Below are 15,937 nucleotides of genomic sequence, written 5' to 3'. Positions count from 1 at the left end.
CCGGGTGAGCGGTCCTCACACCAGCTCCAGGGTGCCCAGGTCACGGATCGCCGCTGCGGAGCGGCGCACCATCGCCGCGAACATCCTCATCCCCCGCTCGGTGGGCGAGCCGTAGGCGCAGCCGAAGGCCGCCACCAGGGGCACCTGCAGCTGAGCGAAGCGGTAGTCCTCCCAGCACGTCGCCAGGTCGTAGCCCTCGACCCCGAGCTCGACCAGACGCGCGTGGTAGGCAGCCACCACCTCCTCCTCGCACCCTCGCCGCGCCTCGGGCTCCAACGAGGTCGCGACGAGGTAGGACAGGTCGCGAGCCGGCAGCGCCAGCGACAGGGTCTGCCAGTCCAGCGCCGCCACCTCGCCCCGGCCGCCGCCGGGGGTGAACATCAGGTTGTCGAGCCGGTAGTCGCCGTGCACCAGCCCGAAGCGCTCGGGCCGCCCGAGCAGCCAGGCCCGTGTCAGCGGGAGGCAGTCGCGCAGGGTCCGGGCGGTCTCGTGGTCGACCAGGTCGCCGAGCCCGTCGAGGAACAGGTCCATCGTCGAGGGGAACATCTCCTCGAGCAGCGTCACGCTGTCCGCGTCGTTGAGCGTGAGCCCCGGGAGCTCGGTCAGTGACTCGTCGCACCAGCGGGGACCGTGCAGGCCGGCCAGGTTCACCGCGGCGTCGAGCACCCGCTCCGGGCTGGCTCCGGCCACCTGGTCCCCCTGCTCCAGGGGGGCGAGGTCCTCCAGCAGCAGCGCGAAGTGACCGCTCTCCTCCTCGATGCGGGCACCGTGGACCTCCGGTACCCGGCAGGCGAGCGTGGGGGCGATCCGCTCGTAGAACATCAGCTCCATCCGGTAGGCGCCGGCCAGCAGCTCGCGCGAACCGGGGTCGGGGAGCTTCAGCAGCAGGCTGGCCGGGAGCGACGGGTCGCCGCTGGGGCGCAGCCGGTAGCAGGTGCCGATCTGGCCGGTGCCGACCTGGGTGACCTCCAGGGAGTCCACCGCGACGCCGAGCAGGTCGCCCAGCCACGCGGGAGTCACGTCCTCGCGGGCGGCGACCGCCCACGACGGGGCGCTCATGCCATCCACCCGGGGTTGGCGGGGAGCGCGTCGAGGTCGGCGGAGCGCTGCCGCGCCCAGGCCTCGACGACGGGTCGCAGCTCGGTGGGCGTGGCGCCGTGCAGCACCACGGAGTCCGCGCCGGCGTCGAGCTGGTCCTGGATGCGGGAGGCGCACTGCTGGGCCGAGCCCGTCGCGGACGCGGCCAGCCACTCCTCGGGCAGCAACCGATCGGCGAGCTGCTGGAGGTCCTCGGTGGTGCCGACGGCGTCGAACGCACCGCCGTACCCGGTCACGAACGGGTCCTCGCGGAACCGCCGGAACACCTCCTCGTCCCAGCCGTTGGCCCGGACCAGCACCTGTCCGTAGCCCTGGAGGTACGTCGCCAGCCGCCCGACCAGCTTGCGCAGCCGGGCCTGCTCCCCGATCGAGTCCTCGACCGTGGCGAGCACCGACCAGATCCGCACCGAGGCCGGGTCCCGGCCCGCTCGCTCGGCGGACCCACGCACGACCCGCACCATCCGGGCAAGCGCCTCGTCGGTGAGGAAGGTGTGCAGCACGACGCCGTCGGCCACCCGGCCGGCCAGCTCCAGCGACCGGTCGCCGATCGCCATCATCAAGACGGGGATCCGCTCGTCGAAGGAGGAGTCCTGGTTGAGGTAGGGGTAGCTGCCCGCCGGGCCCTCGTGACCGACGACCGACTCACCGCGCCAGAGCCGGCGGTAGATGCCGATGGCGTCCTCCATCTGGGCGCCGGTGATGCGCGGCAGCCCCATCAGGTCGAAGAGCACGTCGAAGCCGCGTCCGAGCCCGAGCGCGTAGCGTCCCTCGCTCATCCGGTGCGCGGTGGTCGCCATCGTCGCGGTCACCAGCGGGTGGCGGGTGACGTGGTTGGTGGCGGCGGTGGCGATGCCGAGCCGGTCGGTGACCCCCGCCACCGCCCCGGCCATCACCCCGGCGTCCTTGACGTTGAAGCGCTCGGAGAGGAAGAGGGAGCCGAGCCCGATCTCCTCGGCGAGGCGCGCCTCGGCGACCACGTCGCGCGGGGACTCGGTGTGCCCGGCCAGGCCGTAGCCGGCCAGCTCGGGGTACTGGGTGGTCGTCGCCGGGCTCACTGCATGGCCTCCATCTGCTGCCCGACGAAGCGGGCGGTCATCCGTCGTGCGACGCCGGGGACGAGCCGTCCCACGGCGTAGGTCACCTTCGAGCGGGCCGGGGCGATGACCAGCGCCTCGTCCCGCGCGACGCCGCGCAGGACGGCTCTGGCGAGGTCGTCGGGGTCCAGCGCCTGCGACATGCCCTGGCCGGTGAGGTAGTAGCGACGGCCGTCGAACCCGCCCTGCTGGCCGGAGTCGAGGATCGGCGTCTCGACGGCCGAGGGGCACACGGCGGTCACGCCCACCCCGTGGTGCACGGCCTCGCTGCGCAGGCTCAGGCTCAGGCCGACGACCGCGTGCTTGGTCATGCAGTAGCTGGTGATCAGCCCCGCCGGCATCAGGCCGCCCATCGACGCGGTGTTGACGATGCGACCACCCCGCTGGCGCACCATCAGCGGGTACGCCGCCGCCACCCCGTGGGTGACGCCGCGGATGTTGACGTCGATGATCCGGTCCCACTGCTCGACGCTGAGGTCCTCGGTGCGAGAGCCCCACGTGATCCCGGCGTTGTTGACCATCAGGTCCAGTCGACCGTGCTCGGCGACCACCTCGTCCACGGCCGCCTGGACGTCGGCGGCGTCGGTCACGTCCAGGCGTCGGGCCGTACCGCGGTCGCCCAGGGTCGAGGCGACCGAGTGTGCCGCTGCGAGGTCGATGTCGGCGACGACGACCGTGGCGCCGGCGGCCGCGAACGCCCGGCACAGGGCGGCCCCGATCCCCGAGCCTCCCCCGGTGACGATCGCGTGCTGTCCCTCGAAGGCACGCGCGCTCACGAGACCCCCAGCATCCGGTTGACGTGCCCGAGCAGGTCCGGGTAGCGCTGGGTGTGGGCGCCACCGTTGAGGTCCATGACCTCGCCGGTCATCCAGGCCGACTCCGACGAGCACAGCCACGACACCGCGGCCGCGACCTCCTCCGGAGTGCCCGGTCGACCCAGCGGGGTGTTGGCGACGTAGTCGTCCTTCACCCCCGGGATGTCCATCGCGGGAGCCGTCAGCGGCGTGACGACGAGTCCCGGCGACACGGCGTTGACGCGGATGCCGGCCGGCCCCAGCTCGAGCGCGGCCACCTCGGTGAGCATCGCCAGACCGGCCTTGGCCGCGCAGTAGGCGGACATGCCGCCGCCGGGCTGGCGCGCGTTGAGCGAGGTCAGGCTGACCACCGCTCCGCCGTCCACCACGTGCCGGGCGGCCTGCTGGAGGACCAGGAAACCGCCGACGAGGTTGACGTCGAGCACGGAGCGGAACTCCGCGACGGGCAGGTCCTTGACCGCGCCCAGCGTGCTGGTGCCGGCGGAGTTGACCACGGCGTGCAGACCCGTGCCGTCCTCGTCGGCGGAGGCGAACAGTGCCGCGACGGAGTCCTCGTCGGTCACCTCGACGGTGGCCGCCCGGTGCTCGCCGCTGGGCAGGCCGGCCACGACCCGGTCGGCCGCCTCGCGGTCCCGGTCGGCCACGACCACGGCGTACCCGTCCTGCGCGAGGCGTACGGCGCAGGCCTCACCGATCCCGGAGCCGCCACCGACCACGACGGCGCGTCGGCCGGTCGGGGCCCCACCCGTCACCGCGCTCATGTGGCGATGAACAGGATCTCGTCCCGGCCGTAGCTCATGCCGGGGTGCTCCGCCGCGAGGTGCGCCTGGGTCTTCTCGACCAGGTCGTCCTCGTCCTGTCCCTTGATCACCGTGCCGCACGGGCAGCTCAGCCGGGTCTTCATCGTGGGGTCCCCCCTCAACTCGTTGACGCGTGTCAAAACACGTTCTAGTGTGCCGCACGTCACGCCGTCAAGGGTGTGACACCCGACGTGGCACACGCGGGAACCGAGGAGGACCAGTGCGCACAGCGATCATCGGGGCCGGTATCAGCGGCCTGACCTCAGCGAAGATGCTCAACGACTACGGCGTGGACTTCACCTGCTACGAGTCCTCGGACCGGGTCGGTGGCAACTGGGCCTTCGGCAACCCCAACGGCCACTCCAGCGCCTACCGCTCGCTGCACATCGACACCTCCAAGCACCGGCTGTCCTTCAAGGACTTCCCGATGCCCGAGGAGTACCCGGACTTCCCCCACCACACCCAGATCAAGGCCTACCTCGACTCCTACGCCGAGGCCTTCGGGCTGCTGGAGAGGATCCAGTTCGAGAACGGCGTCGAGAAGGCCGACCCCCGACCCGGCGGCGGGTGGCACCTGCGCCTGCAGGACGGGTCCACCGACGAGGTCGACCTGCTCGTCGTCGCCAACGGCCACCACTGGGACCCGCGGATGGCCGACTTCCCCGGTGAGTTCACTGGCGAGTCGCTCCACTCCCACCACTACATCGACCCCGAGACCCCCCTGCACCTGAAGGGCAAGCGGATCCTGGTGGTCGGGCTCGGCAACTCCGCCGCGGACATCTCCGTCGAGCTGTCCAGCAAGTCCCTGCAGAACGAGGTCACCCTCTCGACCCGGTCCAGCGCGTGGATCGTGCCCAAGTACGCCTACGGCCTCCCGGCCGACAAGTACTTCGTGACCAGCCCGCACATCCCGCTGAAGTGGCAGCGCTGGTTCCTGCAGAAGATGCAGGTCATGACCGGGTCCAACCCCGAGCTCTACGGCCTGCCCAAGCCCAACCACAAGTTCTTCGAGGCCCACCCCACCCAGAGCGTCGAGCTGCCACTGCGGCTCGGCTCCGGCGACATCACGCCGAAGGGCAACGTGGCCCGCCTGGACGGCGAGACGGTCCACTTCGAGGACGGCACCAGCGCGGACTTCGACGCGATCGTCTACGCCACCGGCTACAACATCACCTTCCCGTTCTTCGACGAGGACGTGATCTCCGCGCCCGGCAACGTGATCCGGCTCTACAAGCGGATGTTCCTCCCGGAGCGCCGCGACACCGTCTTCATGGGCCTGGCCCAGTCGACCCCCACGCTCTTCCCGTTCGTGGAGGCCCAGTCCCGGTTGCTCGCCGCCTACGCCATCGGCCGCTACGAGCCGCCCTCGGCCGAGGAGATGGAGCGGATCATCGACGAGGACCACGCGCTCTACCTCGGGCACGTGCTCGACCGTCCGCGCCACACCCAGCAGCTCGACTACTTCGTCTACGAGCACCAGCTGCGCACCGAGGAGATCCCCACGGGCATCGCCAGGGCCCGCGAGCGCGCCGGGACGGCGGTGCGGTGAAGGTCCGCGACCAGCGTCGCGCGGCCCTGCTGGAGTCACTGGAGACCCTGCTGCGCGAGAGCCGGCTCGAGGACATCAACATCGCCGACATCTCGCGACGCGCGGGGCTGACCCGCTCGGCGTTCTACTTCTACTTCGAGTCCAAGCACCTCGCCGTGGCGGCCCTGATGGAGGAGATCTACGGCGCGGCGCTGACCGCCACCGCCCGCCTCGCCGACCCCAGCCTGCCGGCTCAGGAGCGCGTCAGCGCCATGGTGAGCACGCTCTTCGACTCCGTCGAGGAGCACGCGCACCTGTTCCTGGCCACGCTGGAGGCCCGGGGCCAGAGCGCGGCCCTGCGCCAGCTCTGGGACGCCGACCGCAGCTCCTTCACCGCGATGGTGGCCCAGGTCATCCGGGACGAGCGCGAGGCCGGCCGGGCCGCGCCCGGCGCGGACCCGCTGGCGCTCGCCTCGATGCTGCTCGACCTCAACGACCGCGCCCTGGAGCGGCTCGTCGAGGGTGCGCTGCCCCGCGCGGACCTCGAGGAGGCCATCGTCTCCATCTGGGTCCGCTCCCTCTTCGACACCCCGCCCACCACCCTGGAGTCCGCATGACCACCACCAAGCACGACGAGCTCACCTTCGACTCCCACGGCACCACCTGCGCGGCCTGGCACTGGACCGGCGCGGGCTCGGCCCTGGAGACCGAGGCCGGCCGGCCGGTCGTGGTGATGGCGCACGGGTTCGGCGGCACCGTCGACTCCGGCCTGGAGCCGTTCGCGGTGGCGCTCGCGGCCGCGGGCATGGACGTGCTGGCCTTCGACTACCGCGGGTTCGGGATGTCCGAGGGCTCCCCGCGCCAGCGGGTGCGGGTGGCCGAGCAGGTCGAGGACTACCGCGCCGCCATGCGGGCCGCCGGTCGGCTGCCCGGCGTGGACGCCTCGCGCCTGGTGCTGTGGGGCGTGTCGCTCTCCGGCGGCCACGTCCTGCAGGCCGCCGTCGGCCGGGACGACGTCGCCGCGGTCATCAGCCTCACTCCCCTGGTCGACGGCCTCGCGGCCGCCCGGCTCGCGGCGCAGCACCACAAGCCCTCGACCCTGCTCCGCTCCACCGTCGCGGGCGCACGCAGCAAGCTGCAGGCCGCCGGCGGCCGCGGCCCGGTCGTGATCCCGGTGGTCGCACGACCCGGCGAGGCCGGGGCGCTGACCCTCGAGGGGTGCTACGAGGACTACCTCGCCATCGCCGGTCCGACGTGGGTCAACGAGGTCGACGCCGACGTCTCCTTCGAGCTCGGCAGCCGGGCGGCCGTGAAGGCCGCCAAGGAGCTCGACCACCCCGTGCTCGTGCAGATCGCCGACTTCGACCGGAGCGCACCGCCGCAGGCCGCCGCGAAGGCGGCCTTCAGGGCACGTGCCGAGGTCCGGCACTACCCGTGCGACCACTTCGACGTCTACGAGGGCAAGGAGTGGTTCGGCCCCGCCTCGGCGCACCAGGTCTCGTTCCTGACCAGGGTGCTGGCGGTCTGAGGGCCGCCGGGCGGCCCTCAGCCGCCGACCTGCTCCTTGGCCCAGCGGTAGTCCGCCTTGCCGCTGGGCGAGCGCACCACGTGGTCCACGCGCAGGAACGCCTTGGGCAGCTTGTAGCGCGCAATGTGCTCGGCCGCGGTCGCGAGGAGCTCCTCGTCCGGCACGTCGGCCCGACCCTCGGCCAAGGACACGATCGCCACCGGCTCGCTGCCCCACCGCTCGGACGCCCGCCCGACCACCACGACGTCACGCACGCCGGGGTGCGCCCCCACGGCCCGCTCGACCTCCTCGGCGAAGATCTTCTCCCCACCGGAGTTGATGGTCACGCCGTCGCGTCCGAGCAGCCGGATCCGGCCGTCCTCGAGCATCTCGGCGCGGTCCCCGGGCACCGAGAAGCGCTCGCCACCGATCAACGGGAAGGTACGCGCGGTCTTCTCGGCGTCGCCGAGGTAGCCCAGCGGCACCCGGCCACGCTGGGCCAGCCACCCGCCGCCGGAGCCCTGGTCCTCACCGGGCTCGAGCACCCGGGAGAGGTCCTCGGCGACCACGGTCGTCGTCGGGACCGGGGAGAACGTGGCGGCCTCGGCCTCCATCCCCTTCAGGCTCATCGAGCTCATCTGCAGGCCGGTCTCCGAGGAGCCCGCGGCGTCCATCACCAGGATGTGCGGGAGCAGCTCCATCAGCCGGGCCCGCACCGCGGGCGAGAGCGGCGCCGCCCCGTTGTTGACCGCGGCCAGCCCGGACAGGTCGTAGTCGCCGGCCTCCAGCGCGGCGATGATCGGGCGCACCATCGCGTCGCCGACCACGGGCAGCGACACGCACCCCTCGCGGATGACGGTGCGCAGCACCGCGTCGGCGTCGAAGCTGCGCACGTCCTCGGGCAGCACGATCTTGCCGCCGCTGGTGATCATGTGGAAGGTCGACCACTGGGCCGCACCGTGCATGAAGGGCAGCGCCATCAGCAGGGTCATCCCGCCGCCGGCGTTGCGAGCGTTCTCCGCGATCGCGTCGTAGGACTCGTAGGGCTCGGTGGTGCCGAACGGCGTGCCGCCCATGGAGGTGACGTACATGTCGTCCTGGCGCCACAGCACGCCCTTGGGCATGCCGGTCGTGCCGCCGGTGTAGACGACGTACAGGTCGTCGCCCGTCGGCTCGGGCAGCGTCGCCGCCCCCAGCGGGGTGCCGACGGCCTCGTCCCACCACACCGCCCCGGGCAGCAGGTCGGCGCCGGAGTCGTCGGGCACCTGCACCAGCACGTCGAGGGTCGGCACCTGGTCGCGGACGCCGGCGACCTGCTCGGCGAAGCAGGAGTGGAACACCAGGGCGCGGGTGCCGGCGTCGACGAGGATGTAGGCCAGCTCCTCGGCCACGTAGCGGTAGTTCACGTTGATCGGCACCGCGCGGGCCCGGTAGGAGGCGATCATCGCCTCGAGGTACTCCGGTCCGTTGTAGAGGTAGAGGCCCACGTGGTCCTGCCCCGACTCGTGCCCGGCCAGCGCGTCACGCTCGGTGTGGCAGCCCAGGCCGCGGGAGGCCAGGAACCGGGCGAGTCCGCCCGCGTGCTGCTCGACCTGCGCGTAGGTCAGGCGCAGGTCGCCGTGCACCAGGACCTCCTGGTCGGGCACGGCGGCGGCCACGGTGGCGAACACGGTGGAGAGATCGAAGCTGGTCACTAGAACAGGTTATAGAGATTTCCTCCCGCGTGTGACCCGTCCCACACCGTCCGACGGTGCCCGCGCAGCCGCGGCTACACCGGCGTCAGGAGCTCGGCGGGCAGCCACTCCTGGACCAGCCCCCACCCGTGCGGACGGAGGCGTGCGGCGTACACGACCAGGCCCTCCCAGTGCCGGTCGCGCTGGCGCCACTCCAGCAGCAGGCCCGGCCGCTTCTCACCGTCCCCGTCCACGGCGTCGGCGACCCAGCAGTGCCGCGCCGGGCACCGCGGACCCAGTGGCGCCGCACCCAGGGGCACGCCGCCGGTGCGTACGCGGTCGCGCAGGGGGATGCCGCTCCCCCGCTTGACCATGCCGCCCGCCATCGGACCATCGTGCCACAGGTTCGAACACCTGTTCGACAGAAGGTCCGCCCGGGTCAGTCCTCCTCGGCGAGCTCCTCGCCGTGGGTGCCCGGACGCGGCGCCCACGGCAGCTCCTTGGCCGGGCGGACGACGACGAGCCGGTCGCCCCGGGCCAGCTGGGTCACCACCGGGTCGAAGTAGCGGTAGACCTTCTCGTCGCGCACGACCGCGATCACTTGGTCGGGCAGCCGCTGCGGCTGCTGCCCCACCTCGGAGACCAGCAGGTCCCGCTCGGCGACCTCGAGACCGTCGCCGTAGGTCAGCAGGTCCTCCATGACCGAGCCCAGCGTGGGCGAGACCGTCGAGAGCCCGAGCAGGCGGCCCACGGCGTCGGAGGAGGTGATGACCGAGTCGGCGCCGGACTGGCGCATGAGCGGCGCGTTCTCCTGCTCCCGCACCGCCGCCACGATCCAGGCGTCGGGGTTGAGCTGGCGCACCGTGAGGGTCGCCAGCACGTTGGAGTCGTCGCGGTCGGTGGTGATGATCACCTGCTCGGCGTCGGCCACCCCCGCGCGCCGCAGCACCTCGCGCCGCGTGGCGTCGCCCGTGACGACGGCCAGGCCGTCGGCGTGGGCGTCCTGCATCGCCACCGGGCTCGGGTCGACGACGACGACGTCCTCGAGCACGGTGCCGTTGTTGACCAGCGTCTCGACCGCGCTGCGGCCCTTGGTGCCGTACCCGATGACGACGACGTGCTTGCCCATGCGCTTCCTCCAGCGTGCGACCCGGAACATCTCGCGGCCCTGGGAGGCCAGCACCTCCAGGGTCGTGCCGATCAGCAGGACCAGGAAGGCGATGCGTGCGGGAGTGATGACGAAGGCGTTGATGAGCCGTGCGTGCGGCTCGACCGGGGCGATGTCGCCGTAGCCGGTGGTGCTCAACGTGACGGTCGTGTAGTAGATGGCGTCGATCAGGCTGACCCCGGAGCCGGGGTCGCCGTTGTCGGTGTAGCCGTCGCGGTCGATCCAGACCAGCAGCACGGTCCCGACCAGGATGCCCAGGGCCATCAGCAGTCGACGGCTCAGCTCGAACCACGGCGAGCGGACCCGCTCGGGCAGCGAGACGAGGTTGGGGGTACGCCGCGCGCCCGCGTCGTCCTCGTTCACCATGCCCGCACCATGCCTCGGTCCCGTCGCTCACCGGCCCGACGGACCGACCACCGGGGTAGCAACCTACTCGACACGGGCACCCTCCGACGTACGACGGGCCCGTGCGCGGGTGGTGGCGGTCTGCGGGAAGACGGTGTCGAAGGCCGCGTTGACCGCTGCGCCGATGAGCACCGCGATGGCCACCAGGTAGAGCCAGAGCAGCACGGCGATGGGCGCGGCCAGCGGCCCGTAGATGGAGCGGGAGTCGGCGGCGGTGACGGTCAGCACCCAGCGCAGGGCGTAGGAGCCGAGCACCCAGGCCACCAGCGAGAACGTGGCGCCGGGGAGGTTGAAGGACCAGTTGGTCCGCACCGGCACCGACACGTGGTAGAGCGTGGCGAGGAAGCAGATGCACAGCACGACGACCACCGGCCAGTAGAAGCCCATCAGCATGTCGACGCGGTTGGGCAGCACCTGGCGCACCATCGTGGGGCCGGCCACCACCAGGGGCAGCGTGACGACCCCGGTGATGATGGCCATCACGTAGAGCACGAAGGACAGCGCCCGGGTGCGCACGATCGAGCGCTCCCCGCCCAGGCCGTGCATCACGGTGATGGTGTCGACGAAGACGTTCAGCGCGCGCGATCCCGACCACAGCGCCAGCACGAAGCCGATCGAGATGACGTCGAAGCGACCGGCTCCCAGGACGTCGGTGACGGTGGGCTGGATGACCTCGCGGACCGCGCGGTCGGTCAGCACCTGGCGGGACAGCTCGATGATCGCCGCGCGGACGTCCTCGACCTGGGCGGGGCTGAACTGGTCGGCGACGTAGCCGATGCCGCCGGCCAGCGCGAAGAGCAGCGGCGGGACCGAGACGACAGCGAAGAACGCCGCCTCCGCCGCCAGGCCGGTCACGCGGTAGCGCAGGCAGGAGGCCACCGTGGTGACGACCAGGCGCCAGACCTGGTGCGCGACGCGACGCGCGAGCTGCTTGGCCCGGTCGCCGTCGAGGGCGCGACCGCTGACCGAGGGCATGGAACTACGGTAGCCACATGGAGCTGCCCACCACCGCTCGTGCCGGCCTGCGCGTCGTGTCCAACCAGCCTCCGCCGCTGGCGGGCCACAACGTCGTCACGGCGGACGCCGCCCTGGTCGAGGCCGTGCTGCGCCACGGCTCCCAGGAGGTGCTCGACTCCCTGGTCGACCTGGGCGCCGAGGCCGGCTCCGCGCAGGCCCGCGAGCACGGGATGCTCGCCAACGAGCACCACCCCGAGCTCACCCCCTACGACCGCTACGGGCACCGCGTCGACGAGGTGCGCTTCCACCCCTCCTGGCACTGGCTGATGGAGCGTGCGGTCGGCCACGGTCTGGCGGCCGCGCCGTGGGAGGAGCAGGCCGACGGGGCCGCCCACGCGCACGTGCGCCGTGCTGCCGGCTTCATGGCCTGGTCACACACCGAGCCCGGGCACGGGTGCCCCATCTCGATGACCTACGCCGCCGTGCCGGCGCTGCGGGCCGACGACGCCCTGGCCAAGGAGTGGACCCCGCTGCTGGCCTCGCGGCGCTACGACCCCGGCGTACGCCCGCTGACCGACAAGGTCGGAGCGCTCGCCGGCATGGGCATGACCGAGAAGCAGGGCGGCTCCGACGTGCGGGCGAACGTGACCCGGGCCGTCCCGGTGCCCGGCGCCGACGGCACGTACACGCTGCACGGCCACAAGTGGTTCACCAGCGCCCCCATGAACGACGTCTTCCTGGTGCTGGCGCAGGCCGAGGGCGGGGTGACCTGCTTCGTGGTGCCGCGCGTGCTTCCCGACGGCACTCGCAACCAGCTCGACGTGGTGCGCCTGAAGGACAAGCTCGGCAACCGGTCCAACGCCTCCTCCGAGCTGGAGCTCGACGGCACGGTCGCCCACCGCCTCGGCGACGAGGGCCGCGGGGTCCGCACCATCATCGAGATGGTCGCCGCCACCCGCCTCGACTGCGTCCTGGGCTCGACCTCGCTGATGCGTCGCGCCGTCTCCGAGGCCTCGTGGCACGTCAGCCACCGCTCGGCCTTCGGCTCCCGCCTGGTCGACAAGCCGCTCATGCAGAACGTCATCGCCGACCTGCACGTCGAGACCGAGGCCGCCACCGCGCTGGCCATGCGGCTGGCCGCCGCCGTGGACGCGCCGCACGACGACCACGAGCGGGCGCTGCGGCGCATCGCGCTGCCGCTGGCGAAGTTCTGGGTCTGCAAGCGCACCCCGTTCATGGTCGCCGAGGCGTTGGAGTGCCTCGGCGGCAACGGCTACGTCGAGGAGTCCGGCATGCCGCTGCTCTACCGCGAGGCGCCGCTGAACTCGGTGTGGGAGGGCTCGGGCAACGTCAACGCCCTCGACGTGCTGCGCGCCCTGGGCCGCGAGCCGGAGGTGCTCGACGCCTGGATCACCGAGGTCGGGCGGGCCCGCGGCGGGGACGCCCGCCTCGACCGCGCCATCGAGGACACCCTGGCGATGATCGGTGCGCTGATGGGCGAGCCGGACCAGCTCGAGCGGCAGGCCCGCCGCCTGGCCGGCCGGATGGCGGCCGTGCTGCAGGGTTCGCTGCTCGTGCGGCACGCGCCCGCCGAGGTCGCCGACGTCTTCTGCGCCTCGCGGCTCGGCCCCTCGTCCGAGGGGGTCTTCGGCGCGCTCGACGGGGGCGACCTGGCCGCCGTCGTGGCCCGCACCACCCCCACCACGGACTAGGCCAGCGGGAGCCTCAGCTCGCAGTGCACGACCGGGGTCGACCCGGTCCGGTGCGAGAGCTGGAGCGCCACGTCGCCCCTCATGAGCCGGGCCAGGCCGCGGGCGACCGCGAGGCCGAGCCCGACGCCGGGCCGGGGGTCGTGCACCGCCGCGGTGCCGTCAGCCCACGGGTCGAAGGCACGGTCCACGACCTCCTGGTCGGCGTCACCCGCGGGATTGGCCACCCTCAGGACCAGGAAGTCCTCGTCCACCCGCCAGGTGCAGGTGACGGAGCCGTGCGGCGCGGTGAACTTCACCGCGTTGCCGATGATCTGGTCGAGGCACTTGCGCAGGAGCACCGGGTCGGCCGCGACGGTCGGCGCCTCGTCCAGCGCCAGGTCGAACCCGACCTTGTGACGGACGGCGACGCCCGCCCGGTCGGAGACGGCCGCCAGGACGGCGCCGCGCACGTGGCACGGCTCGGTCGCGACCGCCATCGTCCCTGCCTGCACCGCCGTCATGTGCAGGACGTCCTCCACCAGGTGCGCCCCACGACGCGGGTGGCGGCTCACCGCCTCCACCAGGTCCATCAGCAAGGTGGCCTCGACCGGCGCGGCACCCGTGTGCCCCTCGGACCGCAGCGCCGGCTCGGCGGGGCGCGCGGGGGCCGCGTCCGAGCGAGGCTGCGCGGGCGCGGGCGCGGCCGCCGACGCACCACCCGGGGCATCGGTCCGGGCGCGGTTCCCGCCGTCGACGACCTCGTCGATCGCGCACCACAGCGCGTCCGCGCCGGTGAGCCCGGCGCGGCGGGCCGTGACCCGGACCCGGACCTCGCGTCGATTCGCGCCCCGCAGGTCGCCCTCCCAGTGGCGGGACCCGCCGCCGACCTCGCCCCCGCTCATCAGCATCTGGAGCGCCAGGCGCTGCCGCTCGGCGCCGGAGGCGACGAGGACGTCACGCGCCCGGCGACCCACGAGCTCCTCGTCGTCCCTGCCGAGGAGGGTGCGCACCCGACGCGAGGCGGCCAGGATCCGGTCGTCACGGCTCACCAGCAGGACCGACAGCGGGCTCTCGGCCACCTCCTGCGCCTGGATGTCCAAGATCCCCTGGTCCAGGCCCCACAGCGGCTCCGCGGACTCCTGGGTCCTCTCGCGGGTCCTGGTCCGTACGTCGCCCGGGCCCGCTTGCGCGGTCCCGGTCGGCTCGGGTGCGGAGCCGTGAGTGCCCTCGTACGGCCACTCGGCTGGGTCCTGAGGTGCTGTGGAGTCGTACACCCGTCCAGCGTGCGTGCGCTCCCAGTCCCCCACCAGGCACCTCACACGATGATCACGCAGGTCCAGCGCGATCTTCACACCGGCCTCACACCGGTCTCACACCCGCCGAGCCGGCCGGCCGGTGGAGGCCGAGGGTCCCCCTCAGGCCAGGTCGAGACCGGGGTACAGCGGGTGCTTGTCGAGCATCTCGGCCGAGGCGGCGCGGACCTTGTCTGCCACGCCGTCGCCCAGGGAGTAGGAGGCCTTCGAGGGGCCACCGGCCTTGGTGGTGCCCGGCTCGGTGTTCTGCAGCACGGTGACGATGAGGTCCGCGACGGTGTCGAACTCGTCGTGGCCGAAGCCGCGGGTGGTCAGCGCCGGGGTGCCCAGCCGGATGCCGGAGGTGTACCACGCGCCGTTGGGGTCGTTCGGGACCGAGTTGCGGTTGGTCACGACGCCGGCGTCGAGCAGCGCCGACTCGGCCTGTCGACCGGTCAGGCCGAACTTCGAGACGTCCAGCAGCACCAGGTGGTTGTCGGTCCCGCCCGTGACCAGGTCGGCGCCACGGGACAAGAAGCCCTGGGCCAGCGACTGGGCGTTGTCGGCAACCTGCTGGGCGTAGGTGCGGAACCCGTCCTGGCGTGCCTCGGCGAAGGCCACGGCCTTGGCGGCCATCACGTGCGAGAGCGGGCCGCCCAGGACCATCGGGCAGCCGCGGTCGACGCTCGGGGCGTACTCCTCCGTGGCCAGCACCATGCCGCCGCGCGGGCCGCGCAGCGACTTGTGGGTGGTCGTGGTGACGACGTGGGCGTGCGGGACCGGGTCCTCGTTCCCCGTGAAGACCTTGCCGGCCACCAGGCCGGCGAAGTGGGCCATGTCGACCATGAGCGTGGCGCCGACCTCGTCGGCGATCTCGCGCATCTTCGCGAAGTCGACCCGGCGGGGGTAGGCCGAGTACCCGGCGACCAGGACCAGCGGCTTGAACTCGCGCGCCTTGGCCGCGACCGCGTCGTAGTCGAGCAGGCCGGTCTCGGGGTCGGTGCCGTACTGCTGCTGGTGGAACATCTTGCCGGAGATGTTCGGGCGGAAGCCGTGGGTGAGGTGACCGCCGGCGTCCAGGCTCATGCCGAGCAGGCGCTGGTTGCCGAGCTCGCGGCGCAGCGACTCCCAGTCCTCCTCGGTCAGCTCGCTCACGTTCTTCTTCTCGGCCCGCTGCAGCCACGGACCCTCGACCCGGTGGGCCAGGATCGACCAGAAGGCCACGAGGTTGGCGTCGATGCCGGAGTGCGGCTGGACGTAGGCGTACTCCGCGCCGAACAGCTCGCGGGCGTGCTCGGCGGCCAGCGACTCCACGGTGTCGACGTTCTGGCAGCCGGCGTAGAAGCGGTGACCGACCGTGCCCTCGGCGTACTTGTCGCTGAACCAGGTGCCCATCGTCATCAGCACCGCCGGCGAGGCGTAGTTCTCGCTGGCGATCAGCTTCAGCGAGGCACGCTGGTCGGCCAGCTCGGCGCGGGTGGCCTCCGCGATGCGGGGCTCGACCGAGGCGATGACCTCGAGGGCCTGGCTGTAGGCGCTGCTGGCGAGACGGGAGACGTCGGTCATGCCGCACAGCCTACGGCGCGCACCCGGGCAGCGGTGGGCTGGACCGGCCCGGCGGCACGGTGTGACGTGCGCCGCACGCGTGACCCCGTCCACGCTCACCACATGCCACCGGTATCCCAGATGTCGGGACTGCGATCTCACTCCATGAGATCGAAGGTGGCAGGAGGATGGTCCGCAGGGTGAGACTCCTTGACATGACCTTCGCCGCCACGCACGCCTGGCTCGTGGTACGCCGCCACGTGGACCTCGGGCGCACCCGCAGCGCGATGTGTCGACCCCGCTGAGCACCCGAGCACCCGCCCTCCTCCCGCGGCCCGCAGGCCGCCACCTCAGCGAAGGACAC

Annotated in this window: 15 protein-coding genes; 4 read left to right on the top strand and 11 right to left on the bottom strand. The window is 72.5% G+C overall.

Annotated elements, in window-relative coordinates; genetic code table 11:
• Positions 1-15: 15 nt before the first annotated feature.
• From BKA05_RS07415 to BKA05_RS07395, 5 genes are read right to left on the bottom strand one after another with little or no spacing between them, the layout of a single operon-like run.
• Entirely contained in the window at positions 16-1,059 is a 1,044-nt protein-coding gene (locus BKA05_RS07415) for a phosphotransferase family protein (protein WP_179530863.1), read from the bottom strand.
• Positions 1,056-2,153, bottom strand: a complete 1,098-nt coding sequence (locus tag BKA05_RS07410; protein WP_179530862.1) for a TIGR03857 family LLM class F420-dependent oxidoreductase — start codon at positions 2,151-2,153, stop codon at positions 1,056-1,058. The genes BKA05_RS07415 and BKA05_RS07410 overlap by 4 nt, the downstream gene beginning before the upstream one ends.
• On the bottom strand, positions 2,150-2,968 hold the full coding sequence (locus BKA05_RS07405; protein ID WP_179530861.1) for an SDR family NAD(P)-dependent oxidoreductase: 819 nt from the start codon (positions 2,966-2,968) through the stop codon (positions 2,150-2,152). Before BKA05_RS07405 ends, BKA05_RS07410 begins: the two co-directional genes overlap by 4 nt.
• Entirely contained in the window at positions 2,965-3,768 is an 804-nt protein-coding gene (locus BKA05_RS07400; protein WP_179530860.1) for an SDR family NAD(P)-dependent oxidoreductase, read from the bottom strand. The genes BKA05_RS07405 and BKA05_RS07400 overlap by 4 nt, the downstream gene beginning before the upstream one ends.
• Positions 3,765-3,911 (bottom strand): DUF1059 domain-containing protein, encoded by a 147-nt coding sequence (locus BKA05_RS07395; RefSeq protein WP_179530859.1) that lies wholly within the window; start codon positions 3,909-3,911, stop codon positions 3,765-3,767. Before BKA05_RS07395 ends, BKA05_RS07400 begins: the two co-directional genes overlap by 4 nt.
• 116 nt (positions 3,912-4,027) lie before the next feature.
• On the opposite strand from BKA05_RS07395, the gene BKA05_RS07390 reads away from it, so the two are divergent.
• Genes BKA05_RS07390 through BKA05_RS07380 form a run of 3 tightly spaced genes read left to right on the top strand, consistent with a single transcriptional unit; the run spans position 4,028 to position 6,863 of the window.
• On the top strand, positions 4,028-5,356 hold the full coding sequence (locus BKA05_RS07390; protein ID WP_179530858.1) for an NAD(P)-binding domain-containing protein: 1,329 nt from the start codon (positions 4,028-4,030) through the stop codon (positions 5,354-5,356).
• Positions 5,353-5,952, top strand: coding sequence for a TetR/AcrR family transcriptional regulator (locus BKA05_RS07385; RefSeq protein WP_179530857.1), 600 nt, complete (start codon positions 5,353-5,355; stop codon positions 5,950-5,952). The genes BKA05_RS07390 and BKA05_RS07385 overlap by 4 nt, the downstream gene beginning before the upstream one ends.
• Positions 5,949-6,863: an alpha/beta hydrolase gene (locus tag BKA05_RS07380; RefSeq protein ID WP_179530856.1), complete on the top strand. Its 915-nt coding sequence runs from the start codon at positions 5,949-5,951 to the stop codon at positions 6,861-6,863. The genes BKA05_RS07385 and BKA05_RS07380 overlap by 4 nt, the downstream gene beginning before the upstream one ends.
• Before the next feature lie 17 nt (positions 6,864-6,880).
• Here the strand turns inward: BKA05_RS07380 and BKA05_RS07375 are convergent, their stop codons facing one another.
• The 4 genes from BKA05_RS07375 to BKA05_RS07360 form a co-directional block, all read right to left on the bottom strand.
• Entirely contained in the window at positions 6,881-8,536 is a 1,656-nt protein-coding gene (locus tag BKA05_RS07375) for an AMP-binding protein (RefSeq protein ID WP_179530855.1), read from the bottom strand.
• Positions 8,537-8,610: 74 nt separating this feature from the next.
• Entirely contained in the window at positions 8,611-8,901 is a 291-nt protein-coding gene (locus BKA05_RS07370) for a hypothetical protein (RefSeq protein ID WP_179530854.1), read from the bottom strand.
• A gap of 53 nt (positions 8,902-8,954) precedes the next feature.
• A complete protein-coding gene (locus BKA05_RS07365; RefSeq protein WP_179530853.1) occupies positions 8,955-10,049 on the bottom strand; it encodes a potassium channel family protein in 1,095 nt (364 codons plus the stop codon).
• A 63-nt stretch (positions 10,050-10,112) separates the two neighbouring features.
• A complete protein-coding gene (locus BKA05_RS07360) occupies positions 10,113-11,063 on the bottom strand; it encodes a YihY/virulence factor BrkB family protein (RefSeq protein WP_179530852.1) in 951 nt (316 codons plus the stop codon).
• 17 nt (positions 11,064-11,080) lie between these two features.
• On the opposite strand from BKA05_RS07360, the gene BKA05_RS07355 reads away from it, so the two are divergent.
• Entirely contained in the window at positions 11,081-12,757 is a 1,677-nt protein-coding gene (locus tag BKA05_RS07355; RefSeq protein ID WP_179530851.1) for an acyl-CoA dehydrogenase family protein, read from the top strand.
• Here BKA05_RS07355 and BKA05_RS07350 read toward each other — a convergent pair.
• Together BKA05_RS07350 and BKA05_RS07345 are read right to left on the bottom strand one after the other, a co-directional pair.
• A complete protein-coding gene (locus tag BKA05_RS07350) occupies positions 12,754-14,010 on the bottom strand; it encodes an ATP-binding protein (RefSeq protein ID WP_179530850.1) in 1,257 nt (418 codons plus the stop codon). The genes BKA05_RS07355 and BKA05_RS07350 overlap by 4 nt on opposite strands.
• A 141-nt stretch (positions 14,011-14,151) precedes the next feature.
• A complete protein-coding gene (locus tag BKA05_RS07345) occupies positions 14,152-15,594 on the bottom strand; it encodes a glycine hydroxymethyltransferase (RefSeq protein WP_179530849.1) in 1,443 nt (480 codons plus the stop codon).
• Positions 15,595-15,937 lie beyond the last annotated feature (343 nt).

This window comes from Nocardioides marinus (assembly GCF_013408145.1).
GTDB classification, from domain to species: domain Bacteria; phylum Actinomycetota; class Actinomycetes; order Propionibacteriales; family Nocardioidaceae; genus Nocardioides; species Nocardioides marinus.
The sequence above is the reverse complement of the archived record's forward strand: the minus strand, read 5'-3'. Positions and strand labels throughout refer to the sequence as shown.